The sequence below is a fragment of the Streptomyces sp. NPDC060035 genome (genome assembly GCF_042736635.1).
Classification (GTDB): Bacteria; Actinomycetota; Actinomycetes; order Streptomycetales; family Streptomycetaceae; genus Streptomyces.
Window position 1 is genome coordinate 184584 of record NZ_JBHWVO010000009.1, and the last position, 25805, is coordinate 210388.

The window sequence follows — 25805 nt, forward strand, 5'->3', positions numbered from 1 at the left end:
CCCCGGAACCCGGACCGGAACCCGGGCCGCGTCCGGTTCCGCGTCCGCGTCCGGCCAGGTGTCCCGAGCGACGCCCCTGCCGAGTCTGCCTCCGGGCGGAAACCGGCCCGTCGAGGCGCCCGAGGACACATCCCGACCAGGGGCATCTCGTCACGCCCACCGGCCTGCCGCCTACTATGCCTAGCGGCGGTCCGTTCGGCCCGCCATCGCCAGACGGCGACATGGGAGGAAGCCCGGTGAGATTCCGGCGCGGTCCCGCCACTGTGAGCCCGGCCGAAGGCCGGGCGAGTCAGGAACTCCTGCCGTCCGACACCGCCCGGGGCGTGGACACCCCGAGGAAGGGCTGACGCCGCATGATCCTGCTCCTGTCGACGTCCGACACCGACCTGCTCAGCGCCCGCGCCTCGGCAGGCCCGGTCAACTACCGCTACGCCAACCCCTCCCGGCTCTCCGTCGAGGACCTCCCGGAGCTGCTGGACGGCACGGACCTCGTCGTCGTACGCCTCCTCGGCGGCGTACGGGCATGGCAGGACGGCCTCGACCAGGTGCTGGCGACCGGTCGCCCCGTCGTCGTTCTGACCGGTGAACAGGCCCCCGACGCCCAGCTGATGGCCGCGTCCACCGTCCCCATCGGAATCGCCGCCGAGGCGCACGCCTACCTCGCGCACGGCGGCCCCGCCAACCTGGAGCAGCTGGCCCGGTTCCTGTCCGACACCGTGCTGCTCACCGGCCACGGTTTCGAGCCGCCCGCCCCCGCCCCCGCATGGGGCCCGCTGGAGCGGACGGCCCGGGAGGACATCACCGGGCCCACCATCGCGGTGCTCTACTACCGCGCCCACCACATGAGCGGGAACACGGCGTTCATCGAGGCCTTGTGCACCGCCGTGGAGGACACGGGAGCCCGTGTCCTCCCGCTGTACGTCGCCTCGCTCCGTACCCCCGAGCCCGAACTCATCGACGAACTCCGGGCCGCCGACGCCATCGTGACCACCGTCCTCGCCGCGGGCGGCACCAAGCCCGCCACCGCGTCCGCGGGCGGCGACGACGAGTCCTGGGACGCGGGCGCCCTCACCGGCCTCGACGTACCGGTGCTCCAGGCGCTCTGCCTCACGAGCCCGCGCGCCGCCTGGGAGGAGAACGACGAGGGCGTGTCCCCGCTGGACGCCGCCACCCAGATCGCGGTGCCGGAGTTCGACGGCCGCCTGATCACCGTGCCGTTCTCCTTCAAGGAGATCGACGAGGACGGCCTGCCCGCGTACGTCGCCGACACCGAGCGTGCGGCACGGGTCGCCGGTATCGCCGTACGGCACGCCCGGCTCCGCCACATCCCGGCCGCCGAGAAGCGGATCGCCCTCGTCCTGTCCGCGTACCCGACCAAGCACTCCCGCATCGGCAACGCGGTCGGTCTCGACACCCCCGCCAGCGCCGTCGCCCTGCTGCGCCGACTCCGCTCCGAGGGCTACGACTTCGGGCCCGAGGAAGAGATCCCCGGGCTGGTCTCCGGTGACGGCGACGAGCTGATCTACGCGCTGATCGAGGCCGGCGGCCACGACCAGGAGTGGCTCACCGAGGAACAGCTGGCCCGCAACCCGGTCCGGATTCCCGCCGCCGACTACCGCCGCTGGTTCGCCACCCTGCCGGCCGACCTCCGCGAGGCCGTCGAGCGGCACTGGGGCCCGGCCCCCGGTGAGATGTTCCTCGACCGGTCCCGCAACCCCGAGGGCGACATCGTGCTCGCGGCCCTGCGCCGCGGCAATCTGCTGATCCTCATCCAGCCGCCGCGCGGCTTCGGCGAGAACCCGATCGCGATCTACCACGACCCCGATCTGCCGCCCTCGCACCATTACCTGGCCGCCTACCGCTGGATCGCCGCGTCCGCCGACGACAACGGTTTCGGCGCCGACGCGATGATCCATCTCGGCAAGCACGGCAACCTGGAGTGGCTGCCCGGCAAGAACGCCGGCCTGTCCGCCGCCTGCGGCCCCGACGCCGCGCTGGGCGACCTGCCGCTGGTCTACCCGTTCCTGGTGAACGACCCGGGCGAGGGCACCCAGGCCAAGCGCCGCGTGCACGCCACCCTGGTCGACCACCTCGTGCCGCCGATGGCGCGCGCCGAGAGCTACGGCGACATCGCCCGCCTGGAACAGCTCCTGGACGAGCACGCCCAGATCGCCGCGATGGACCCGGCGAAGCTCCCGGCGGTCCGCGCCCAGATCTGGACCCTGATCCAGGCGGCGAAGCTCGACCACGACCTGGGGCTTCAGGACCGGCCCGAGGACGAGGGCTTCGACGAGTTCATCATGCATCTCGACGGCTGGCTCTGTGAGATCAAGGACGTCCAGATCCGCGACGGGCTGCACGTTCTGGGCGGCGCCCCGGCCGGCAAGGACCGCGTCAACCTCGTCCTCGCGGTCCTGCGCGCCCGCCAGATCTGGGGCGGTACGACGTCGCTGCCCGGCCTGCGCGAGGCGCTCGGCCTCGACGAGTCCGCGGCCACCCGCACCGCCGCCGACGAGATCGAGGAGCAGGCCCGCACTCTCGTCCAGGCGATGGAGGACGCGGACTGGGACCCGGCCGCCGTCGCCCGCGTGGCTGCCGGGCAGCCGCAGGCCGTCGCCGACATCCTCGACTTCGCTGCCAAGGAGGTCGTGCCCCGCCTCGCCGCCACGACCGATGAGCTCGACCACACGGTCCACGCGCTGAACGGCGGCTTCGTGCCCGCGGGACCGTCCGGTTCCCCGCTCCGCGGTCTGGTGAACGTCCTGCCGACCGGCCGGAACTTCTACTCCGTCGACCCGAAAGCGGTCCCGTCCCGCCTCGCCTGGGAGACCGGCCAGGCCCTCGCCGACTCGCTCCTGGAGCGCTACCGGGCCGACAACGGCGACTGGCCCACCTCCGTCGGCCTGTCCCTGTGGGGCACCAGCGCGATGCGCACCGCGGGCGACGACATCGCCGAGGCCTTCGCCCTGCTCGGTGTCCGCCCCGTCTGGGACGACGCCTCGCGCCGCGTCACGGGCCTGGAGCCGATCCCGTACGAGGAGCTGGGCCGCCCCCGTATCGACGTCACGCTGCGCATCTCCGGCTTCTTCCGGGATGCCTTCCCGCACACCATCGGCCTGCTCGATGACGCCGTACGCCTGGCGGCCTCCCTCGACGAGCCCGCCGAGCGGAACTTCGTACGGGCCCACACCCAGGCCGACCTGGCCGAACACGGCGACGAGCGGCGTGCCACCACCCGCATCTTCGGGTCCCGCCCCGGGACGTACGGTGCCGGGCTGCTCCAGCTCATCGACTCCCGCGACTGGCGCACCGACGCCGACCTCGCCGAGGTCTACACGGTGTGGGGCGGCTACGCCTACGGCCGTGAGCTCGACGGGCGACCGGCCCGGGACGAGATGGAGACCGCGTACAAGCGCATCGCGGTCGCCGCGAAGAACACCGACACCCGTGAGCACGACATCGCGGACTCGGACGACTACTTCCAGTACCACGGCGGCATGGTCGCGACCGTACGCGCGCTGAAGGGCACGGCACCCGAGGCGTACATCGGCGACTCGACCCGCCCCGAGACGGTCCGCACGCGCACCCTGGTCGAGGAGACGTCCCGGGTCTTCCGCGCCCGGGTGGTCAACCCGAAGTGGATCGAGGCGATGCGCCGACACGGCTACAAGGGCGCCTTCGAGCTCGCCGCGACGGTCGACTACCTGTTCGGGTACGACGCGACGACGGGCGTGGTCGCGGACTGGATGTACGACAAGCTCACGGAGACGTACGTCCTGGATCCGACGAACCGCGAGTTCCTCCAGAAGGCGAATCCCTGGGCGCTGCACGGCATCGCGGAACGCCTGCTGGAAGCCGAATCCCGCGGCATGTGGGCCGAGCCCGACCCGGCCGTGCTCGAAGCGCTGCGCCAGGTCTTCCTGGAGACGGAAGGCAACCTGGAGGGCGAGGACTGAGGCGCCCGCCTCAGCGTTCGCGGCAGGGGCGGATCCGGTACATATTGCCTCTCGGCAGAACCGGGTCCAAGCTTGTGGAATGGGTGATCAGGTCGGCCCCACGCCAGTCGCGGCTGTCCAGCAGGCCCTCCGCCTGCTGGAAGCGGCAGGAGCGCACGAAGGCGGCGTTCCCGCGGATCAGCTGGCGAGGGAGGCCGGGCTGCCGTTGGCCACCGTCCACGATCTGCTGCCCGCGCTCACTCATGACGGCTATCTGAGGAAGCTGGACGACGGCGGGTTCGTCATGGGTGACGAGCTGTACGAGCCGCGCTCGGAAAGCGGTGCGGACGGGCTGCTCACGCGCATCCGCCCCACACTCGCCTCGCTGCGGGACGAGGTGTCGGCCGCCGCCTACCTGACTTTCTACGAGGACGGCGAGATCCGTATCGCGGAGATCGTCGACGGGCCGGCGGCACCGCGGGTCGACCTCTGGGTGGGATTCAAGGACGCCGGACACGCCACGGCGCTGGGAAAGTGTGTATTGCGCGAACTGGACGACGAGGCGCGCGGCGACTATCTCTCCAGGCACGACCTGGCCGATCTCACGCCCCGCACGATCACTCGACGGGAGGACCTCGTGCGGCAGCTCGAATCCTCGCTGCCCGCTCCCGTCGTCATGGACCGGGAGGAGTACTCCCTCGGCACGCTCTGCATCGCGGTGCCCGTGTACAACGGGGACAAGCTCGGCTCGCTCGGAATCTCCTTCCGGTCGGACCGGATGTACCGGACCAGCCAGGTACGGGAGAGGCTGCTGGCGTCGGCGGAGCGGGTGACCAGAGGGCTTTCCCTCACCCTGTGAGGATGGTCGTGGCGAACAATGGTGGGGCAGTTGGTGATGATGGCTGGGGGCGTGGGCCACGCTCCGGTGCTGCCTGGCCGCCCCTGGTGACGGTGGGGTGGCAGGTGTCTCCGCCTTCGCAGCGCCTGCGGTGGCCGGTCAGGTGCGCAGGCCCATGACGGCGGAGTGGATCGCACTCCCGCTGCGGCCGGGCGGGTGTCGGCCGTCCGCGCCGGGTGGCGGCGACCGGGCTAGGGTTTGACCAGGGGCGAATCGGAAGCCGCAGGAATGTCATGTACCGACACCGCAAAGCGCCGGACAGCACCCAGGAACTCCTCCTCACCCTTGGGCGTCTTGTCGATCAGGCATTGGAGAACATCAGGCTCCAGCGTGCCCGGGCGGAGCTCGGCATGGCGCTGCAACGGCACATGCTCCCTTCCGAACTGCCCGATTTTCCGGGCGTCCGACTGGCAGCCCGGTACTCGCCCTCGCAGGACGGTCTGGCCGTCGGCGGTGACTTCTACGACGCCTTCCCGATGAGGGACGGGGTGGCGGGGATGGCCATCGGTGATGTGCAGGGTCACGGAGTGGAGGCCGCTGCCTTCATGGGAGAAGCTCGTGCAAGTCTGCGGGCCCTCGCCAGTGTCACGGTCGACCCCGGGGAGGTGCTGGCCTGCGCCAACGACTTGCTGATCTCGCTCGGCTGCGACCTCTTCACCACCTGCTGCCTGCTGAGCTTCGTACCGCAGAGCGGCGATCTCGGTATCGCCAGGGCCGGTCACGTCCCGATGGTGTGGGGCACCGACACGGGCGATTCGGGTGTGTCCCTGGACGCCGGCGGGGTTCCTCTGGGGATTCTGCCCGACCAGAGCTACCCGGTGGTTCATCGACGCCTGACGCAGCCCGGTTACCTCGTCCTGCTGACCGACGGTGTGGTGGAGGGACCGGCCTACCCGATCGAGGAGGGTCTGGCGGAGGTGGCCAGGCTGGTGGGCGCCGGACGTGGTGTCGGCCCCGACGTCCTGGCGTCGCGGGTGATCCGGGTCGCGGACCGCACCGGACACAATGACGATGCCGCCGTTCTCGTAGTCCGCCACGACGGTTCTCCGGACGCCCGGTAGCGACGTACGGCCCGTCGGCGGTGCGGTGGTGTCGGCGCGTCCGTCCGGCCCGGACCGCTCGGTGTGGTGTCTGATGCTGATGTGGTGGACAGCTCACAACTCAGGCGGTACAGAACCACTGCCTTGACGATTCTGGCGGTCGCCGCCCTCTACTACGCGACCGCCCGCCTGGGGCTGCTCCAGCAACTGGTGCGCGGCCAAGTCACACCCCTGTGGCCTCCCACCGGTATTGCGGTCGCCTCCCTGCTCCTGTTCTCAGTGCGGGTCTGGCCCGGCATCGCCGTCGGCGCCCTCGCAGTCAACAGCTCCATCGGCCCCACGGCCCTGTCCGTGCTGGCGATCGTCGTCGGCAACACGCTCGCCCCGATCTGCTCCTACCTGCTGCTGAGCCGTGCCGGTTTCCGCAACGACCTCGACCGCTTGCAAGATGCACTCGCCCTGGTCTTCCTCGGCGCCCTGGGTCCCATGCTGATCAGTGCGACCATCGGCAGCAGCACCCTCTTCCTGTCAGGGGCACTCCCGGCCAGCGGCTTCTGGCCCACCTGGTCGGTGTGGTGGACGGGCGACGCCATGGGCGTGCTGATCGTCACCCCCTTCCTGCTCGTGGCCCGGTGGGCCCGGTGGCCACACGCCGTCGGCCTCCTGGTCTGGGCCGAGGCGGCAGCACTGACGGCGTGCACCCTGACCGTGACCTACCTCGCGACCAACGCCGGCAGCTCTTCCCTGCTCTTCCTCGTTTTCCCTTTTCTGATCTGGGCCTCGTTCCGCTTCGAACGTGCAGGCGCCGCACCATGCGCCCTGGCCGTCTCCACGCTCGCGATCCGCGCCTCCGGTCGGATGACCGGCCCCTTCGCCCACCACGACCTCCTCACCAACATGGTCACCCTCCAGGCGTTCAACGGCACCGTCTCCCTCACCGCCCTGCTCCTCACAGCGGTCGTTTCCGAACGGAACCGCACCCACGAAGAGATTCAGCGCCTGTGCGTGCAGCTCGCCGAGGCGGCCGCGCACCAGGACGCGGGATCTCGCCGTGCTCCCCCCGAAGCCTGAGACCGCAGCTTGTGCAGTCACCGGACCCGACGAGGACGGCCGTAATCGCCAGGCCGCCGGCCGCGGCGTACAGGCCGTCCGGCCCTCGACCGGGCAAGGCCCCGCCCCGTCACATTCTTCAGCGCGCTCCTGGCCGGCCGCCTCCTGCCCTCGGCCCAGCTCGCCCGAATGCGCTCCACCGTCCCCTGGTGGTGGGAGTGGTGACGTGACGCCATCATCGAATGAGCCCCTCCCGGAGGGCCGGGAGAGGCACTGGCCGCGCGACCGGCGGAGCGGGGCGCAGACGGAGCGTCGCCCCCGGCGGTGAGCCGGAGAGCGCGCGGCGAGCGGGAGCGAGCCGCCTTGATGACGTAGGGAACGTTGTACCTCGCGAGCCCGCGACGCCGGCCCTGTACCCAGCCGGCTTGCAGCCGTCGACCTGGCCCGTGTCGCGATCAGAACGCGTGCGATCATGCTGTTCGCCGACACGGCAAGGAGGGGTGATGGCCGGCGTAACGGTGACGGTCTGTCTGCCGGCCGAGGCCGCGGACGATGTGGAAGGGGCGCTCGCGAAGGCCCTCGCGCCCTTCGACTCCGACTCGGGAGACAACCCTGTCAAGCGTGGCATGTGGGACTCCCGCCGCATCCGCGGCGGCAGCAACGGCAGGGGTTTCGCCGTCGCCCCCGGACACGCAGACGATCCCCGGCTCGTCCATGACGACCCTGCATACGACGGCACACCCCGCCCCAGTGCCCCGGGCGTCTGCGCCGGAGGACCGCGCGCACTGCTCGATTTCTCCCAGCCGCAGCTTGCTTCCGAGCGTGCTGCCGCCGCCTCGTGGGATCTGTGGCACAGCCTGTCCGCGGTACACCCTGCGGCCGTTCCCCTCGCGGACTTCGTGGACCGCTGGCGAAACGATCCCGCCGCATTCCCCGGTGACCGGTGGGCAGACGCGATGTTCTTCGCCTACCGGGCCCAGCCGCTGATCGGGGCGTACCTCGACCACCCCTTCAGCCTCGACCTGGGCTACCTGGGTTTCCTGGGCGACAGCGATCCTTCGGAGCACCCCGTCATCGGCTACGAGGGAACCCGTGCCGCGTACATCCGAGATCACACGTGGACCGAACCGGCGAAGACGGATGTACTCACTCTGGATGGCTGGTGGCTGGAGGTGTACGAGCACGGCATGGAGGCCGTCCACGCCTTCTGCGAGCCTGAGCTGTGCCTGCACGACCCTCCGCTGCCCGCCGTATGGCCGGGCAGCGAGGCGTACCTCGCGGGCCTTCCCGGCGATGCGATCCTCGTCCGGGTCCACTGCCACTGCTGACGTGACTCATCGGGCCGTCGGGCCGGCTCTGCAGGGTTGACGGTTCTCATGGACATGGCCAGCCCCAGCACTGCACGGGCTCACTCCTGCCTGACGCCGAGATCCGCAAGCGCGGCTCCCAGCCGACGTACCCCCTCGGTCAGCTCGGCGAGGTCGGCTGTGGCGGCGAACCCGATCCGCAGGTGAGCCGCCGGTGGCTCGGTGGCGAAGTAGCGGCTGCCCGCGCTCACGGCGACGCCGCGTTGCCGGGCGGCGCTCGTCAGTGCGGCGTCGTCCACGCCGGACGGCAGGCGAACCCACAGGTGCAGTCCGCCCGTTGGCAGCCCGGCCGAGGTCGCGCCGGGGATCTCCTGGGCGACCGCGGTGGCCAGCACGGCGCACCGTTCCCTGAGCGCCGCGCCGAGAGACCGGACGTGCCGGTCCCAGGACGGGGAGCTGAGCACCTCCAGCGCGGCCTCCTGGAGCGGGCGGGTGACGAAGAAGTCGTCGACCAGGCGCACCGCCCGCATGCGCTCCATCACCGGACCGCGGGCCACCAGCGCCCCGATCCGCAGGCTCGGTGCCGCGGGCTTGGTGAGTGAGGTGACGTGCACGACCGTGCCGTCGCGGTCGTCGGCCACCAGCGGCCGCGGCACCGGGCCGCCGTGTCCCAGGTGCCGCGCGAAATCGTCCTCGATCACGAACGCGCCCGAAGCGCGCGCCACATCGAGGACCTGGCGGCGTCGTTCGGGGGCCAGCACGGTGCCGGTCGGATTCTGGTAGGTCGGCTGGCAGTACAGCAGCCGTGCGCCGGTCATCGCGAACGCGTCGGCCAGCAGGTCGGGCCGCACCCCGTCGGCGTCGAGCGGCACGGGCACCGGCCGCAGCCCCGCGGCGCGGGCCGCGGCCAGAGCCCGGGGATAGGTGGGTGACTCCACCAGGACCGGGCTGCCGGGCCCGGCGATGGCCCGGAACGCGATCGACAGCGCGCTCTGCCCGCCCGCGGTGACGAGCACGTCCTCCGGTGCCACACTGCCGCCGATGATGCGGCCGAACACGGTGCGCAGCGCCATCAGGCCGCCGGCCGGGGCGCGGTCCCATGCGTCCGGACGGCGTGCCGCCCGCGCCAGCGCCGCGCTCAGGGCCCGGGTGGGCTGGAGCGAGCGGTGCACATAGCCGCCGTCCATGGTGATCGTTCCGGCCGGTGGCGGTCCGAGCGGGTCGGTGATCACGTGGGTGTCGACGGCGCGGTCGGTGAGGGCGACCGTCTGCCAGGCCATGTCGGCGGCAGTGGCAGAGGCTTCGTCGTGGAGCCGGGTGCGCTGCGCCACGTACGTCCCGCTGCCCGGGCGGGTCACCACCGCGCCCTCGGCGGCCAGCGCGGCGATGGCCCGCGCCACGGTCGCGGGGCCGACCCGGTACTCCTTGATCAGCTCCCGGCTGCTCGGCAGCCGGTCGCCGGGCGAAAGCCGGGAGAGCAGCGTACGAAGGCTGTCGGCCAACTCACCAGAAGTGCTACCGTCATTCATGAGAGACAACAGTAGCGCTTCTGGTTCCGGTCGGGAAGCACTTCAGCTGGACGTCGCCGCTCTACGGGCCGACACCCCGGGGTGCCGACAGGTCATCCACTTCAACAACGCGGGCTGTGGCCTGCTGGCAGCCCCGGTCCTCGACGCGATGGTCGGCCATCTGCATCTCGAGGCGCGGATCGGTGGTTACGAGGCGTCGGCCGCCCGAGCCGCCGAAGTCCGCGAGTTCTACACGGAGATCGCGACCCTCATCAACACCACGCCCGACAACATCGCCTTCGCGGGCAGCGCCACCCACGCCTATGCCAACGCCCTGTCGTCGATCCCGTTCGAGGCCGACGACGTCATCCTCACCACCCGCGACGACTTCGTCTCCAACCAGATTGCCTTCCTGTCCTTGCGCAAGCGATTCGGCGTACGCATCGTCCACGCGCCGGACACGCCCGAGGGCGGGGTCGACGTGGAGGCGATGGCCGCGCTGATGCGTACCCACCGCCCGCGCCTGGTGTCCGCCACCCATGTCCCCACCAACTCGGGTCTGGTCTCGCCGGTCGCCGAAATCGGCCGCCACTGCCGGGAGTTGGACCTGCTCTACCTGGTCGACGCCTGCCAGTCGGTGGGCCAGTTCGTCATCGACGTGGAAGAGATCGGCTGCGACCTCCTCACCGCCACCTGCCGCAAATTCCTCCGCGGCCCGCGCGGCTCCGGATTCCTGTACGTCTCCGACCGCGTCCTGCGTGCGGGCTACGAGCCGCTGTTCATCGACATGCACGGTGCCCGCTGGACCGAGCCGGGCGGCTACGAGCCCGTAGGGACTGCGGCCCGGTTCGAGGAGTGGGAGTTCCCCTACGCCACGGTCCTCGGCAGCGCCGCCGCGACGCGCTACGCGCGCAAGATCGGCATCGAGGCCATCGAGCGGCGCACACCGGCGCTCGCGGCCCGGTTGCGCGACCGGCTCGAACCCATACCCGGGGTGCGCCTGCTCGACCGCGGCCCGCGTCTTGCCGCGCTCGTCACCTTCGGCGTGGAGGGCCGGCAGCCGGAGCCGTTCAAGGCGGCCCTGGACGCCCGCGGCATCAACTCGGCACTCAGCTACCGCGAGTTCGCGCAGTTCGACTTCGGGAACAAGGGCGTCGAATGGTGCCTGCGTCTGTCGCCGCACTACTACAACACCGAGGAGGAGGTCGACCACGTCGCCGACGTGGTCGCGGACCTCGCCGGCCAGGGACGGCGATGACCGCCGCGCCGACACGCACCGTGGAACCGTCCGAGGAAAGCCTCTGGCACAACGGCGACTTCCTCAGGTTCTGGCTCGGGGAGACGCTCTCGCTCCTCGGCACCCAGGTCACGAACCTCGCCCTGCCGCTGACCGCGATCACCGCCTTCAACGCCACCGACGAACAGGTCGGTGTCCTGCGCTTCCTGCAACTCGTCCCGTACCTCGGTCTCGCCCTGGTCTTCGGGGTGTGGGTGGACCGGGCCCGGCGGCGTCGGATCATGCTCGGTGCCAACCTCGTCCGGATGATCCTGCTGGCGCTCGTACCCGTCCTGTACTGGACGGACGCGCTCAGCATGGTCTCGCTGCTGGTGATCGCCTGCGTCGTCGGCGTCGCCTCGGTGCTGTTCGACGTGAGCTGGATGTCGTACGTACCCACTCTCGTACGCGACCCCGAGCACTATGTCGAAGCCGGCGCCAAGATGGGGGTGAGCTCATCGGCGGCCGATGTGGCAGGGCCCGGGCTCGCAGGTGTCCTGGTCGGCGCACTGACCGCGCCCGTGGCGCTGATCGCCGACGCGTTCTCCTATCTGGTGTCCCTGGTCTCGCTGCTGCTCATCCGCACCCCCGAGCCCCGTCCCGAGCCTCCGGCCGTACGACGGCACTGGCCCACCGAACTCCGGGACGGCCTGCACTGGGTGCTGAAGAACCCGGTCCTGCGGTCCCTTGCGGTCATCGGGTTCTGCTGCAACTTCTCCATGGTCACCGTATGGACCATGTTCCTGCTGCACGGAACGCGCGACCTGCACCTGGACTCGACGACCCTCGGCGGCATCTTCGCCACTGCCTCCGTGGGCGGACTGATCGGCGCGGCGATCTCCCGGAAGGTCATCCGGCGCTTCCGGCTCGGTCTCGTCTACCTGGTCGCCCAGTCGGCCCTTCTCATCGGCCCGACGCTCATCGCCCTGGCCGCCGGCCCCCGGCCGGTGATGGTGGGGATGTTCGTCCTCTCCTTCTTCACCACCTACCTCGGGCTCGGCGTCGCCGGCGTCGTCATCGTCAGCCTGCGTCAGGCCAGTACCCCGCAGTCGATGATGGGCCGGATGACGGCGGTCTTCCGCACCCTGCTGTTCGGCGGCGGCGCACTCGGCGGCCTGTCCGCGGGCCTGCTCTCCGGCCGGATCGGCGCCCAGGACGCGTTGACGGTGGCGGCGATCGGATCCGCCGCCGTGCTGATCGCGCTCGCCCTGTCCCCCGTGAGCCGACTCCGTGGCCTGCCATCGGCACCGGAAGAACCCGTCACGGCGGCAGCGGAAGGGCAGGCCGTGGGCTGAGATGGACAACGTCGAAGGGCCCCATCGCGAACGATGGGGCCCTTCGACTGAACGGCCGCGAACGGCGGTGAATGAGACTGCCGGCACGTTCGGCCGACAGCCGTGGACCCGCAGCTGGTTCACGTCGAGACATGGTGCATGTGCGCTCCCGGATGGTTCTGGTCGGGCCCGGTACGGTCGCGATCCGGGTGGGGCCGGGACCTGCGCGGTCCTGGCCGGCGCAGGGGGCCGTCTCGGTGGGGGCTGCTGGCCCCCCGCTCTGCGCCTGCCACTAGAGTGCGATGCTTGTTCGATTCGCCGCGAGGCGGAGGGGGAGGGGCTGTGGGCGCACAACTGAGCAGCACCGCCGTGGAGTTGGCGGAAATATTGTGGCGGGAACACACTGTGTACCGGGAGCGGTCCGGCGGTGTGGTCATCCGGGGTGAGCATGTACGGCGCTGGATCAGCCTCGCTCCGGCGGGCGGCCGGGACGAGGTCCTCGTACGCGCGGGGCGCATCCTGGACGGCGGCACCACCGCTCCGGCGCGTTCGGAGGCCGTGGTGCCCCTCTCCGCCGGTACAGGCTTGCTCGCCGCGACCTGCCGGCGCCTGCTCGCCGAGGCGGCGGCCGATGTGGCGCCGGTCGCTCCGGGACGGGCAGCGTCGCGGCGGTCCCATCGGTCCGGGAAGGCCGCACGGCCCAAAGCCAGTGGGAAACACACCAGTTTCGGTTCATGGGTGATCCTCGCCTGTGTCGCCGGTGTGATCGCCCTGTACGTCTACAGCACCGTGATGCACCGCTGACCAGTACTACGGGGACACATCAGTCTGGGCACACGGCAAGGGGCGAGGTCGCCGGCGCCACAGGAACGGCTTTCAAGACCGCCTGCATCCGCGAACGTCCCATCCTCTGATCTGCACATCCGCCGCGACTGACCTCCGATGACGCCTCGGGGGCCCCACACATGGCCCACGCCCAGTTGTGGGCAACGCTCTTGGAGGCGAGCCAGGCAGGCCGACACCCGCTTCAGGGGCGAGGTGGGGCGGGTCGGGCTCCGACCGGCGGCGGGACGACATGGACGGACGCGGTCTGTGTCCACTGCCGGCTACTGCTGTTCCCCGTGGCCCCCTTCCCGGCCCGGCTCGGATGTCACACCGGGAGCATCGGCGACCTCCCAGTGACACATGTCCACCGCTCAGCGCTCCTTTACCGGGAGGTCGAAAACGGCCGCCCGGTTCGAGGAGGTTTGTTCACTTGCGCATCCACAAACGCACCGCCGTCGTGATGGCAGCGGCACTGATCGGCTCGCTGTCCCTGATCGGGGCGGGGGCAGCGCGAGACTCGAAACCAGGGTGACGCGTCTCGGGTCGTGCGGATGGTGGTCGAGGAACACCGACGGCCATTGCCGATCAAGGAACGCAGAGACGAACGTGCATCGGTCTACCCCTGACCTGCGCGAGTCCACCCCCTGCCGAGGTCGCACCGGCCGATGCCCCGCCCGTTCTCCCCGGCCCGGTGCTGGTCGACCTGATGAAGCCGGTCGAGCCGGTACCGGTTCGGGCGGTCGCCGCCGAGTCGCCCCGAAGAGCCCCAAGGAGACTTCGGGCGTCGACGTATGGCCCGGTTCCGAACGGTGCTGTACGTGGGTGGATGCAACCAGAACTGCACCGACGGTCCTGTCCGCTTGCCGCTGCCTTCCCCTTTCGTACTGACAATCAGGGCCTCCTTGTCTTCGAGGGAATGCTTGACTGGTCCAGGTATGCCGTTTGTCGGATCGAGTGGGGAGCACCGGGTGCCTCTGGAGTTCGGGCTGTGGCGGGTGGACGACAAGCCGGTGCGAGTGGTTACGCGGCCGATGCCTCTGGAGTCGAGGTTGGAAAAGCTCATAGAGGCCGATCCTGAAATCCTGGGTAGGCCGATCCTGCTGATCGGCCGACAGGTGCAGACGGACCACGGCAAGTTCGTCGACTTGCTCGGCATGGACGCCGAGGGCTGCCTGCATGTCCTGGAGCTCAAGCGGGACCGCACTCCCCGGGAGGTCGTGGCGCAGCTCCTCGACTACGGCTCATGGGTCCAGGAACTGAGAAACGAGCAAGTGCGGGAGATCTACGCGACGTACGCCCGAGGCCAGGGTCTGGTGACGGAACTGGACGAGGCGTTCGCGTTGCGTTTCGGCGGTAGCGCTCCGGAGGTGCTGAACAGTACCCACACCCTCACCGTCGTCGCGGGCGAGATCGACGCCGCAACCGAGCGGATCGTCACCTACCTGGCATCCGGTTACGGGGTCCCCGTCAACGTGATGTTCTTCCGCTATTTCGAGGACGATGGGCGCTCCTATCTGGCGCGCACCTGGCTTCTGGACGAAGCCGAGGATGTGGTGCCGCCATCGGGAACGAAGGGGCGGGGGAAACAGGAGCCGTGGAACGGCACGGACTGGTATGTCTCCTTCGGTGACGAGCCAGGCGGCCGGAGCTGGGAGGACGCGCGGAACCATGGCTTTGTGTCGGCCGGTGGCGGGGACTGGTTCTCGCGCACTCTCCGTTCCCTACCGCCGGGGGCGCGGGTGTTCACCCACATTCCCAAGGCGGGGTACGTAGGCGTGGGCACGGTGTCAGGCGAGCCGCAGCCCTTCGAGGATGCCGTTCTCACCGTTGCCGGCGAGAGCCGGCGGATGGCTGACCTCGGGCTCAAAGGCTCCTACCGACCGCACGGTGGTGCAGCGGACGAAGAGGGCGGGGAGGATCGTCGCGAGTGGGTCGTCCCGGTCGACTGGGAGCAGGCTGTGCCGCGCGAGAGGGCGTTGTGGCGACCCGGCTTCTTCGCCAATCAGAACTCCGCCTGCAAGCTCCGCGCCCGATTCACGATCGAAGAAGTCTCCCGTCACTTCGGCATGGCTTGACGGCCCAGGAGTCGTCGAGGTGCGTGGGGCAGAGCGCGGAGGAGGCTCAGTCGTCAGCAGGGTTCCTCCGAGGGCGCAGCTCCCGGTTGCGGCCAGGAGTCGACGGCGTCGGCTGATCGATTGGTTCAGGACCGTCGTCGGCAATCTCCGCGATGCCTACCGCTCAGGCTTCGTGCCTGTTCACGCCAGGCGCCAGGCGCTGAGCAGTTCCTCGGGGCCGTACGCCGCCCGGAGCCCGGAACAACTGGTCCCGTTGCGGGAGACCGCCACGAGCGGTAGCGGCTCGTCGGTGATGGCCGCCCGGTGCTTCTGCAGCGCGGCCAGGTCGTGGTTGTTGAATGTGGAGTTCTCCAGCCACTTGACCGAGCCGAGGAAGAGCAACTGCTGTGCCACCGGTTGCCGGTCGGCGCCCACCAAGTCGATCTCGACATCGTTGCTTCGGGTCCAGTACCCGCCGATCGCCGGGGTGGCGGGCAGAAGCCCGTCCGGCAGGAGTCGGGCGAGGGATTCCCGGACCAGGGGCTCGATCGCGCGGCCCCGCCAGCTCGTCCACTGCTCCTTGATCCGGCTCAGAGTGAGATCTCCTCGCATCCGCTCGATCTCCGCCATGTGCGGATCCAGAAATGCGAGCCAGAACCGCAGGTAGGGGTCGGCCACTCGGTAGCGGCGTTCCTTCGACGGTCGCAGGGAGAGGGGCAGTTCGGCTGCCACGACCCGCTTCTCGGTCAGGACGTCCGTGGCCCGGGTGAGCGTGGTGTGGGCGATGCCGCCGGCGGCGCGCGCGATGTTGGTGAAAGTGCGTTCTCCGGATCCGATGGCCCGCAGGACTTCCCTGCTCATTGCCTGCGGCGGAAACTCCGCGGCCAGTGAGCGCTCGGCGGAGACCAGCAGTGCCGAGATCGGGTTGTCCAGTGAGTCGTGGAGGAACTCCCAGACATTCGCTCCGGGCCGCCACTCCGCACAGATCAGCGGGAGACCGCCCGTGATCAGGGCTGCGTCGAAGGCGGCGGCCGGCGACAGGTCGAGCATCTCGCCGATGTCGGCCGGGTTCAGTGGCCCAACGACCATTTCCCGGCCCCGCTGATGGAAGGGGCGGTCGTAGCTGTTCAGCGCCTCCATCATCGACAGGTCGGATCCGACCAGGAGGAGGAGTACGGGCTTGCGGCTGAGCAGGCGGTCCCATGCCCGCTGCAGCATGCCCTCGAATGCGTCGATGCGGTCCATGAGATACGGAACCTCATCGATGACGACCACGCTCGGGCTGTCGTCCGGCAGGATCTCCGCAAGCAGCCTGAACGCGGCATTCCACTGCGCCGGGGTCTCCTCCGAGAACAGTTCGCGCCCCGGCAGGGTAGATCTTGCGACGGCGTCGAGCAGCTCTGTCAGTTCGTCCTCTGCTGTGCCACCCGCCGCAGTGAAGAAGAGGTAGGGCGTCTCGGTGCGCTGGAGGAACTCCTCGACGAGGCTGGACTTACCGACCCGGCGCCTACCCCGCATGAGGATGCATTGGCCTGGTTTCGCCGACCCGGCGGCATCGTGAACCGCTTGGAAGGTGTTGCGGAGCAGGTTCAGTTCCCGGTCTCGCCCGATGAAACGACGCATGGGATACTCCTGTGATCGACAGTATCGAAAGGGATACTATCGTCATCGCTACCATCTTCCTTCTTGTTCGAGCATGACACTGTAAATGCGGGAGAGGGTGAAGATGCGTTCAGCGTCCCGCAGGTGGCACCAGGCTTCGACGTAGGGCGGGTCGAGTGCGAGGCGGCTGAGGGTGCGCACGGTCCGGTTGCCCGCAGTGGCGACGTACTCGACGGTGATGGCCTGGCCGGTGTCGATGGCGTGGGCGAGCTGGCGGACATCGCTGTAGGGCAGTCGTTTCGCCCACCCTGCGACGATCTCCTCGGTGTCCGTGCCGAAGGGTCCTCCGTCGAACGGCATGGGTTCGGGGGGACCCGGCGGGGCGGCCAGTAGTCGGGTCGCCAAAGTGTTCGGGTCGACGGCGGCCGGTGCCTTCGCTGCGAGGGCCATCCGGCGGCTGTCCTTTCCGCCGGTGCCGCGCGGGGCCGGAACGGGAGTGGTGGCCCGCCGAGGCCGCGTTCTGTCGATGCGTACCGTGCCCTCGACCGTCTCGGCGACAGGGGCATATCCCTCGGCTCGGAGCGCGGCGAGAGTCGTGTCGATCGGGCTGCGGCCGACCAGCACCGTCGGCGCCAGCTGTCGTAGTCCGAGCTTGGCGAGCTTGCGGTGGGCGGCGAGCTCGGCCAGGAGCGCGGGCTCGTCGCCGTGGATGACGCAGGCGGCAGGGGCGATGCGCACACGGCCGTGGCTGCGCGCGGTGTCGGCGATCAGGTACGACAGCGGCTGCGGCAGGGGTCCGGTGACGGCAGCTGACAGGTCGGCGGTGATGCCGTCGGGGACGCGGCCGGCGTCCAGGGCCCGGCGGATGCTGCTGGCGCTGAACCGCCACACCGACGCCGTGCCGCTGGTTTCCCGGTCGGCGACGCAGTCCAGGAGCGCTGCGATTCGCACAGACGGTGTCCCGGTGACGACGGCGGTGAGGTCGGCGCCGATCCGTGCTGTTCCGCTGGCCGGAGGCAGCAGCCGTCGGCAGATGGGGCTCAGCTCTTGTGTGTCGTCGGTCAGCAGCTGGGTGCCGAGGGGGGACAGGACGCCACGAGAGAGTACGCCGAGGAGTTCGGCCTCATGGAGCACGGCGGTGAATGGTGCACCGTCCTGGGGCGACCAATCGGCGAGTGGGCGGTGCCAGCCGATCAGGGGTCCCAGATCCGAGGCGACCGTCACGCCTTGCCCCGCCGGGAGCTGTCCGGCTGCGGCCAGCAGCCCGTGGCGGGCCTGCACGCAGCCGTTGCAAGGAGGTGCTCCCGCAAGGGAGGGGAGCGCCTTGTTGTCCTCGTCGCGTGCCTGGGTGGGGGTGCGCGGCAGGTTGCGCCATGCCTGGAGCAGTACAGCGAACTGCTCCGAAGGTTCCTGTTCCGCCCAGGCGTCGTATGCCTCGGTGGGTGCTACACGATCGCCATCCCGGCCCAGCAGCCCGGCAGCGTACGAGGTCTCCAGGGTCAGGCGTACGACCGCGTCGTCGGCCTGGGCGGCCTTTCCGATCCGGGCCAGTTCACGCGCCCCGATCCCGCCGGACTTCAGCCGGGTTGGCGCAGTCGCCGAGCAGGCTGAAAGAACCGAGACGGCACGGGCCGCGAAGGTCGTGGCCGCAGCTGAGGCTTCTCGATCCACCTCCGCCGGGGTGACGGACACCAGTCGCGCGAATGGCGGGACGGGCTCGAACGGGGCGTGCCATCCGGGCCCGCGCAATGCGAGCGTCACCTCGGCAGGCATACGGGCTGGGCCGTAGCGGCGACGGTCCTGGACCAGGAAACCCCGGTCCAGCGCCCATCGCGCACCCGGTTCGAGGCCCAGGCCAGTAGTGCCGAACACGGGCAACTGCGGCTGGCCCGGCGCAGCCTCCGCTCGGCGTTCGAGTAGCTTCCGGGCAGCAGCAGGGGCCTTCGCGACTACTGCGGTGATCAGCTCCGGATCGCTGTGGTGTTCCATCAGGAAGGCCAGTCGCTGCGGCTTGGTGGTGGGCGGCTTGATGCCCAGTGCCGCAAGCATGCCGCGCAGTTCGTCGGAGGTCATGCCCGCCAGCAGCTCTTCCAGCGGAGAGTCGAGCCCCAGGGGCATGCCCCATGCCTGCTGCAGCGGAGCGGCCATGTGGAGCTTCCCCGCGCCATCCGGCCAGACCAGAGCATGATCGGCCAGCACCTCCAGCGCAGCGTTCACCTCGCGAGTGGCTACGCCGTCCGTGGCTCCCAGCAGCTTCGCCAGGGCATCGCGGGACGCGGGTGCCCCGAGCGCCGCCAGCGCCTCGGCCGCCTGCAAGTAGGGGAGCGCGAGCAGCGGCAGGGCCAGCGCCACCGATCCCGGGCGCTGAAGACGGTCCGCCAACTCCCCCATCGAGCGCGGCTCCGGAGGGGACACGATGTCCTTCCGTGTCACGAGCACGCGTGCCAGTCGAGAGCTGTCGAGGCTGCCTAGCCAGGTCGCCAGCGTTGATCGGGACTTCATGTGGGGTGCACCTCGTCAGCCCAGGGAACGCCGCAGCGGGGCCGGAGCCGGTCCTGCGCCGGGTTCAAGGATGGCGCATCCCCGTGATCAGCGGGTGCCGCTCGAGAACAAGGTTCCCCAGACAGCGCCCGCTGCGGGCCGTCCTTCCTAGCTCTACCACTTCAATGACACACCGCTCAGGTTGTTGCACCTCGCGCGCCACTGAACGCCCGGCCAGAGGCGTGACCCAACAGCAGGGCTGCCACCCCAGCCAGCAACGGCAGCACCGTCACAACCAGCTCGGGCGGTACGCGCCAGACGACAAGCACGATGACCACAACCGCTGTCCATGGCCCCTTCAGGGTGCTTGACAGAGGGTGCTGCAGAGGCGTCAAACTCATGGAGATACTCCTTGCATGGCGCGCCCTGGCGTATGCGCCACCGAGCCGTGCAGCGGACGGTCCCAGCCGCAGCGGTTCACCCTGATCAGCGCATCGAGAGAACGTGTGCGGCCGGCCGAAGGCCAATCCGGAGCTGCACAGGGGGAGCGACCCGCGTCCGTCGAGACGCGCCGCAGGCGCGAACGGGCACGAGGCGGTTTTCAAGAGCGCAGCGTCTCAAGCCTCTGTGGCGCTCCGACCTGGGCAGAGAGGCGCCGCTCGCAGTAGCCAATCTCCTCTCTGGCCCACACATGGCCCACGTTCCTCATGGAATCACGCCTCCAAAGGTGTTCTGGATAGGCCGCCACTCGCCCGGCACCTTGGCAAACCGCAGTACCCGCTAACGGGCCCGGCGATAGGGATGTGTGATTAGCGGAATCCGGCCCCGGCTCGGCGGACGCTTCTCGACTTGCGCCATCCAGGGGATATTCGCTTCTTACTCGTCCAATTCCGTGCTAGGCGCGATCCGGATGAGGAACATTACTGGTGCGCGCTACGGCTCCTCCTTTTTTCCATTGACTGTCAGTGGACTGCGTCGCCGATGGATCGCCGCACGGATGAGGGACAGCCAGTCGGCTCAACGGTCGTCATACATTTTCGTGATGCACATGGATGGATTCCGCGACATCGGCCGGTGAATCGTAGCTATGAAGGGTTATCTGTGTAATATCCCGCCGACAGGAGAGGCGATTCCGTTTTACGCGGAACGCCGGACGTCACCACCCCCCACTGGAGTTGGATTCTCGATGACACTGAACATGCCCGATGCGCCGCATCGGCGCACGATGACCGCCTGGATCGCGGGGGTACTCACCCTGCTGGTCGCCGTTGCCGTTGTGGCAGTGACGCCTATTCGGGCACTTGCGGCAACAGCTGTACCCCTGGGTACTGCAGAAAGCTTCGCGGTGCTGGCCGGTTCGACGGTCACCAACGAGGGCCCCTCCGTAGTCACGGGAGACCTCGGAGTACATCCTGGGTCGGCCGTTACGGGATTCCCGCCCGGGACGGTGACGGGCGGGACAATCCACGTGGCGGACGGTGTGGCGATGCAGGCGAAAGCCGACCTGGCCACTGCGTATGACAACGCCTTCGGACAGCCTACGGAATTCAACCTTTCCGCGGCGCCAGTGAGTCCTACGCTAGGTCCCGGCACTTACGCCGTCACGTCCGGGCTCCTGCTCAACGGGACCTGGACCCTGGACGGACAAAACAATCCCGATGCCGTGTGGGTGTTCAAGGTTCCTGCCGGCCTGACGACGGCATCCGCCAGCAGCGTGGTCCTTCAGAACCTCGCCCAGGCGTGCAACGTGTTCTGGGTGACCGATGAATCAGCGACCCTCGGAACCGACTCCAACTTCGTGGGTACCCTCATGGCGCTCACTTCGATCAGTGTCACCAATGGGGCGACCATCCAGGGCCGAGCGTTGGCCCGCAACGGGGCCGTGACACTGGACGACAACGTGATTACCAGGCCGACATGTGACGACGACACCACCACGACGGGTGACGCTGCGACGGGCGATGCTGCGACGGGCGATGCTGCGACGGGCGATGCTGCGACGGGCGATGCTGCGACGGGCGATGCTGCGACGGGCGATGCTGCGACGGGCGATGCCACGGGCGGACACGGAGACTGCGACTGCCACGGCAAGCCGGGGAAGCCGGGCAAGCCGGGGAACGGCCACCACGACAAGCAGGGGAAGGACGGCCACCACGGCAAGCAGGGGAAGGACGGCCACCACGACGAGTGGGAGCTGCCGGGCAACGACAAGTGGCAGTCCAAGCTGCCCCACTTTGCCTAAGAGTGAATTCCTCCCTCGCGGTTCGCTGGGAGCAGTGAGTCGCGCGTAGGTCCCTTAGTCGGAGCGCGCGCATGGGTGGGTGCGCTCCGACACGCGAGTAATACGGGTGGCGCGCGGTGGATCGTCGTCGATGCCGTCGCGCGTCACCCGCGGAAGCAGGAGAAGCAGGTGCGAGCAGTCGGGATGGGAAGGACTGGGTGGGGCCGTGCTGGGCGGCGCTGAGTCGACGAAGATGAAGGAATCGCAACGGACCGGGCTTGAGCCGGCCGCGAAGGCCGGGGGCGGAGGGTCACGCGGGGCTCGTGGCATTTCAGGGCCACCGCGCCTGCTGACCGCGGTGACGGGAGCCGCGGTGGCCTTGTGTCTGGCAGCGACCCTGGTCCATGTGCTTCTGGTGTTTCTGTACGTGGCGCCCCCGAACGCCATCTCGAAGGCGTACAGCCAACAGACCAACGCGTGGGTCCGGCCCGTCTTCGAGCAAAACTGGCGGCTCTTCGCCCCGAATCCGCAGTCGGTCAACCGGCAGATCTCGGCGAGGGCCAGGCAGACAGCACCTGACGGCACCACACAGGTGAGCGACTGGGTCAGTCTGAGTGCCATAGACGATTCCGCCGTCAAGCACAACGTCTTCCCGAGCCATACAGCACAGAACATCCTGCGCCAAGCTTGGAATTCTTACCTCAAAACGCACGGCAGCGACGACCAGCCGCGCACGGAGCGGGCTTTGATGATTCAGAAGTATCTGCGCAACATCGCAGCGGACCGCGTCGCCGCCCAACGTGGCGGCACCTTCGACTCCATCCAGCTACGGGTGATCACGCTGCCTATCGCGGCGCCACGCGAAGCGGGCGGATTCCGTGCCGCAGCGGCACCGGAGCGGGGCCAAACTCGGTATCTGCCCTGGTGGAAGGTGGCCTCGCGTGGAACGGACTGAGCAGGCGTCGGTCGTGGCGCCCTCAGCGTCCCGAAACACCACCGAGCGGGCGGGTGTACGTGTGCCGCAGCGCGTCTTCGACCGGATCCATGCGTTCCTCGTCCTCCTGACCGAGCGGCCGGTCTCCCTCTACGCGGCGGCGATGCTGCGCATTGGGTACGGGCTGCTCTATCTCGTCTTCCTGCTTCGCGAGTACCCACACCGCGACGAGATGTGGGGCCCCGGTTCACCGTGGACACCCGAGCTAGCCAGACAGATGTTCGATCAGAGTGGGTGGGCCAGCGTCCTCACCCTGTCCGACAGTCGGGTGTACTTCGAGGCGTGCTACACCGTGGCTCTCGTCACGTGTGCGCTGTTCGTGCTGGGCTGGCGGACTCGGGCGGTGTCCGTGCTGTTCGCGGTCGTGGTGGTGTCGTTCCACGCCAAGGCGATCTTCATGGCGGACGGCGGGGACAATCTCATGGTCCTCATGGCCGTCTACCTCATCTTCACCGCGTGCGGCCGACGCTGGTCCCTTGACGCGCGCAGGACCCGGCTCCAGGCTTCAGTGGGCAAGATGGCAGGCCCGCACGGCGGCGGTCTCCGACACCAACTCGGCAACGCCCGCACCACCGTGATCACCGTGCTGCACAACTGCGGCATGTTCGTCATCGCAGCCCAGGTCTGTTTCCTCTACGGATGCGCAGGCCTGTACAAGGTGCAGGGCCTCAAGTGGGGCGACGGCACTGCCCTCCACTACATCCTGAACATCGACCTGTTCCGGCCATGGCCTGAGTTGTCGCAGATGATCGACGGTCATCAGGTGCTGCTTGCCGTCGTCGGCTATCTGACGGTGCTGGTTCAGGTTGCCTTTCCGTTCGTCCTGTTCGGCAGGCTCAAATACCCGGTCCTAGTCTTGCTGCTGGGCATGCACGTGAATATCGCGGTGCTCATGGGACTGCCGCTCTTCAGTGGCGCGATGATCGTCGCTGATGCCGTGTTCCTGCCGGACCGCTTCTACCGCGCCGTGGGACGGGTGGGGTGGCGCGCCGTCAAGCGCACCAGTGCCACGGGAGCGGGAGCCCCGCCAGGGACAGTGCCCGCCGCAGTACCGTCCCAGCCCGGTCCGGCCGGCGAAACAAACCCGCAGGCCGAGCCCGTCGCTCCTCATGGCCCCGCGATGAACGGAAGCGCTCACTAAAAGGTCGCTTTTCTCCTTAGCAGGTTTCATCCTGTGATGGTCGCTGCCGAACTGTGGAGCCTGGTGCGCAAGATGCATGTTTGGCGCGTGGGGCAGCAGTAAGCGATGAAATTTCGTGCTCACCATCTTTGCTCCTGTCTCATCCCAACAAGCCCGCTCGCACGCCGAAGCGGCACCCACGTAAGGGCCCAATGAGAAACAAGAGGGTCAGAAACTGCCCTTCGTGACTGATGAGGTGTCGAGTATCAGGAGAAAATGATCTCCAGCCTCGATCTTTCGTGACGGCCCGTCGGTTTCTATGGCGGGCCGTTTCGGTTGTTCGGCCCGGTGGTGGGCAGACCGACGGTCCGGCTGTCGCGTCGGGTGGGCGCCGGGTTCCACGGATCCGGTCGGGGTGGTGCTGTTCGCCGGGGCGGAGATTGGCTGGTCAGCCGGGGGCGGGGAGTGCTTCGAGTCGTGCCAGGGCGTGGGTGATCACGTCGGTCCAGGGCCAGTGTCGGGTGAATCTCAGGTGCCGGCGGCGGGCGGTCGTGACGAGCTGGGCGGCGGCGGAGAAGAGGCGAAGCCTCAGTCGGCGAGGTTCCCACCTGCGGGTTTCGCCGGACAAGGCGAGCATGGGCATCCAGGCCAGCAGGTCGAGAGCGATCTGCACGATCTCCAGCCAGATCTGGTTCTGCGCCGTCTCGTGCAGGGGCAGGTTGCGCAGGCCGGTGGCGCGGGCGTTTCGGATGCGGTCCTCGACGCGTGCGCGTTGGCGGTGTCGCAGTTCGAGTGCGGCGATCGGAAGGTCGATGGTGCTGGTGGCGAACGCGGTGAGCCTCAGCCCGTCGGCGTCGGTGAACCGCAACTGTGCTCCGGGGTGGGGGCGATCCTCGCGGACCAGCCTCTCCACGGCCTGGCCAGCCGACTCGGCTGGTCCCACTGGCGACGTCGCCATCAGGCACGATCACAGACCAGTCGTTACCGGCGACAGCCGCATCCTCAACTTGAAGATCACGGTCTGCAGCTGGAGTACTGAAGCCCAGCCTCCTGGCCGGGTTTGGTGTCAGGGATCGCTACGACCACCAGCGACCCCTGACAGGGCGCATCTCTTTGATGGGCTCGCCAGCCGATCAAATGTGTCTGTCCGGCTCGTGACGCATACGGGCCGGGAGGGAGCAGGTGATTGTGCCGCCCGGAAGGCGATGGCGGTTCATTGCGACAACCCGGTAGACGCCACCTGCCATCCAGTTGACGGGCGGCATCCTGAGAACAATCCCGAGCCACCTCCAGCGCTTTCGTCCAGACATCAGCATGGCGGACAGGGCGCGCGGTCCGCCGTACACTTTGCCGCCGATCGGGCTGATCCAAAGGACCTCGCGGTCGGCTCTATCTTCGGTGACACCCAGGGCGGCGAGGTCGGCATACTGCCAGGGGGCGAATTGGACGCGCGGTTGGATTACACGTCTAGCCATCTCGATTGTTCTGCCACAAAAACCGCAGTCTCCGTCAAACAATAGAATCGGCTGACTTTCCATCTGGGCTCGCTTTCCTTGTGGGGTTGTGGTGAGGAGCTCTTTGTACGGTGATCCAATCCGATTGGCGAGCAAACAGCCAGAACTCCAGTCCATACCGCAATGGCATGGAATGCTACCCGGGCCACCGTGCAGGCCCGGCATTTTCCCACCTACGGAGCGTCGACTGATCCGGTCCGTGCCGGGGCAGAAAGGCCGAACACCAGCCCTTCGGAACCGACGGCTCACAGTGCCGACGGAACCAGGGACCAGATGCCCTCTCGCGGGGTGAGGTCGGGTGCGCAGGCGGGGAATTGGAAGACGGTCAGCCAGCTCTCGTTCGCGGCGATGAACTCCTTCGCCTGCGGCATGAGGCGGGAACGCGGGTTGTCCCAGACCAGGGCGAGGGGGCTTCGAGCTGGTTGTGTCCGCACGATGAGGTCGCATAGTCCTGCCAGGTGAACCCCTTGGGTTCACCCTCGCAACCCCGGTGGACACGGAAGTCGTCTTCGTCCGGCTGTAAAGACCGCACCCCTCTCAACTCCAAGAGGGCGGCTTTGAGCGTGGCGCCTACGAGCTTGCCAAGGCGCCTTCCCGCCGCAGGATGACGCTGAAGCCTACGGTGCGGCGGAGAGGCGCTGCCATGACGACGGCTGCCCCTGTTCCCCTCTCGTTCTGGCACCGTCGGGGAACGCCTCAGGACGCG

General features: G+C 68.8%; 17 protein-coding genes, 2 pseudogenes and 1 riboswitch. Of the genes and pseudogenes, 13 read left to right on the forward strand and 6 right to left on the reverse strand.

All coding sequences use genetic code 11. The features are described from left to right. Positions 1-170: 170 nt before the first annotated feature. Positions 171-322: riboswitch (cobalamin riboswitch) on the forward strand. A 31-nt stretch (positions 323-353) separates the two neighbouring features. From cobN to ACFWBQ_RS17050, 5 genes are all read left to right on the forward strand, one after another. Further along, the gene (cobN, locus tag ACFWBQ_RS17030; RefSeq protein ID WP_385488979.1) at positions 354-3956 is read left to right on the forward strand and encodes a cobaltochelatase subunit CobN; all 3603 of its coding nucleotides are present in this window, start codon (positions 354-356) and stop codon (positions 3954-3956) included. Positions 3957-4035: 79 nt separating this feature from the next. After that, positions 4036-4794: an IclR family transcriptional regulator gene (locus ACFWBQ_RS17035; RefSeq protein WP_385488982.1), complete on the forward strand. Its 759-nt coding sequence runs from the start codon at positions 4036-4038 to the stop codon at positions 4792-4794. Between the two features lie 272 nt (positions 4795-5066). Beyond that, complete coding sequence (locus ACFWBQ_RS17040) at positions 5067-5894, forward strand: PP2C family protein-serine/threonine phosphatase (protein WP_385488985.1); 828 nt, start codon at positions 5067-5069, stop codon at positions 5892-5894. Between the two features lie 123 nt (positions 5895-6017). Further along, positions 6018-6944, forward strand: coding sequence for an MASE1 domain-containing protein (locus ACFWBQ_RS17045; RefSeq protein ID WP_385488988.1), 927 nt, complete (start codon positions 6018-6020; stop codon positions 6942-6944). 482 nt (positions 6945-7426) lie between these two features. Then, complete coding sequence (locus ACFWBQ_RS17050) at positions 7427-8251, forward strand: hypothetical protein (RefSeq protein ID WP_385488991.1); 825 nt, start codon at positions 7427-7429, stop codon at positions 8249-8251. An 80-nt stretch (positions 8252-8331) separates the two neighbouring features. Here ACFWBQ_RS17050 and ACFWBQ_RS17055 read toward each other — a convergent pair whose 3' ends face one another. Next, entirely contained in the window at positions 8332-9759 is a 1428-nt protein-coding gene (locus tag ACFWBQ_RS17055) for a PLP-dependent aminotransferase family protein (protein WP_385488994.1), read from the reverse strand. Here ACFWBQ_RS17055 and ACFWBQ_RS17060 point away from each other — a divergent pair. The 4 genes from ACFWBQ_RS17060 (at position 9758) to ACFWBQ_RS17075 (ending at position 15188) form a co-directional block, all read left to right on the forward strand. Then, positions 9758-10996: an aminotransferase class V-fold PLP-dependent enzyme gene (locus ACFWBQ_RS17060; RefSeq protein ID WP_385488997.1), complete on the forward strand. Its 1239-nt coding sequence runs from the start codon at positions 9758-9760 to the stop codon at positions 10994-10996. The genes ACFWBQ_RS17055 and ACFWBQ_RS17060 overlap by 2 nt on opposite strands. Beyond that, the gene (locus ACFWBQ_RS17065) at positions 10993-12309 is read left to right on the forward strand and encodes an MFS transporter (protein WP_385489000.1); all 1317 of its coding nucleotides are present in this window, start codon (positions 10993-10995) and stop codon (positions 12307-12309) included. The genes ACFWBQ_RS17060 and ACFWBQ_RS17065 overlap by 4 nt, the downstream gene beginning before the upstream one ends. A gap of 321 nt (positions 12310-12630) precedes the next feature. Then, positions 12631-13092: a hypothetical protein gene (locus ACFWBQ_RS17070; RefSeq protein WP_385489002.1), complete on the forward strand. Its 462-nt coding sequence runs from the start codon at positions 12631-12633 to the stop codon at positions 13090-13092. A 1016-nt stretch (positions 13093-14108) separates the two neighbouring features. Beyond that, entirely contained in the window at positions 14109-15188 is a 1080-nt protein-coding gene (locus ACFWBQ_RS17075; protein WP_385489005.1) for an endonuclease NucS domain-containing protein, read from the forward strand. A gap of 180 nt (positions 15189-15368) precedes the next feature. On the opposite strand, the gene ACFWBQ_RS17080 is transcribed toward ACFWBQ_RS17075, so the two are convergent. After that, positions 15369-16790, reverse strand: coding sequence for an ATP-binding protein (locus tag ACFWBQ_RS17080; protein ID WP_385489007.1), 1422 nt, complete (start codon positions 16788-16790; stop codon positions 15369-15371). Positions 16791-16838: 48 nt separating this feature from the next. Continuing rightward, complete coding sequence (locus ACFWBQ_RS17085; RefSeq protein WP_385489009.1) at positions 16839-19271, reverse strand: helicase C-terminal domain-containing protein; 2433 nt, start codon at positions 19269-19271, stop codon at positions 16839-16841. A 1204-nt stretch (positions 19272-20475) separates the two neighbouring features. Between ACFWBQ_RS17085 and ACFWBQ_RS17090 the strand changes: the two are divergent. From ACFWBQ_RS17090 to ACFWBQ_RS17105, 4 genes and pseudogenes are all read left to right on the forward strand, one after another. After that, positions 20476-21147 (forward strand): annotated as a pseudogene (locus ACFWBQ_RS17090) (ice-binding family protein); the annotation flags it as partial. A gap of 79 nt (positions 21148-21226) precedes the next feature. Next, positions 21227-21541: a hypothetical protein gene (locus tag ACFWBQ_RS17095; RefSeq protein ID WP_385489182.1), complete on the forward strand. Its 315-nt coding sequence runs from the start codon at positions 21227-21229 to the stop codon at positions 21539-21541. A 156-nt stretch (positions 21542-21697) separates the two neighbouring features. Further along, positions 21698-22426 (forward strand): DUF5819 family protein, encoded by a 729-nt coding sequence (locus ACFWBQ_RS17100; protein ID WP_385489012.1) that lies wholly within the window; start codon positions 21698-21700, stop codon positions 22424-22426. 142 nt (positions 22427-22568) lie between these two features. Continuing rightward, positions 22569-23606, forward strand: coding sequence for an HTTM domain-containing protein (locus ACFWBQ_RS17105; RefSeq protein ID WP_385489185.1), 1038 nt, complete (start codon positions 22569-22571; stop codon positions 23604-23606). A gap of 427 nt (positions 23607-24033) precedes the next feature. Here the strand turns inward: ACFWBQ_RS17105 and ACFWBQ_RS17110 are convergent. The 3 genes and pseudogenes from ACFWBQ_RS17110 to ACFWBQ_RS17120 all read right to left on the reverse strand — a co-directional run. Continuing rightward, a pseudogene (locus ACFWBQ_RS17110) lies at positions 24034-24489 on the reverse strand (transposase); the annotation flags it as partial. Between the two features lie 229 nt (positions 24490-24718). Beyond that, positions 24719-25264, reverse strand: coding sequence for a thiol-disulfide oxidoreductase DCC family protein (locus ACFWBQ_RS17115; RefSeq protein WP_385489014.1), 546 nt, complete (start codon positions 25262-25264; stop codon positions 24719-24721). Between the two features lie 80 nt (positions 25265-25344). Beyond that, entirely contained in the window at positions 25345-25533 is a 189-nt protein-coding gene (locus ACFWBQ_RS17120) for a hypothetical protein (RefSeq protein WP_385489017.1), read from the reverse strand. Between the last annotated feature and the right edge of the window lie 272 nt (positions 25534-25805).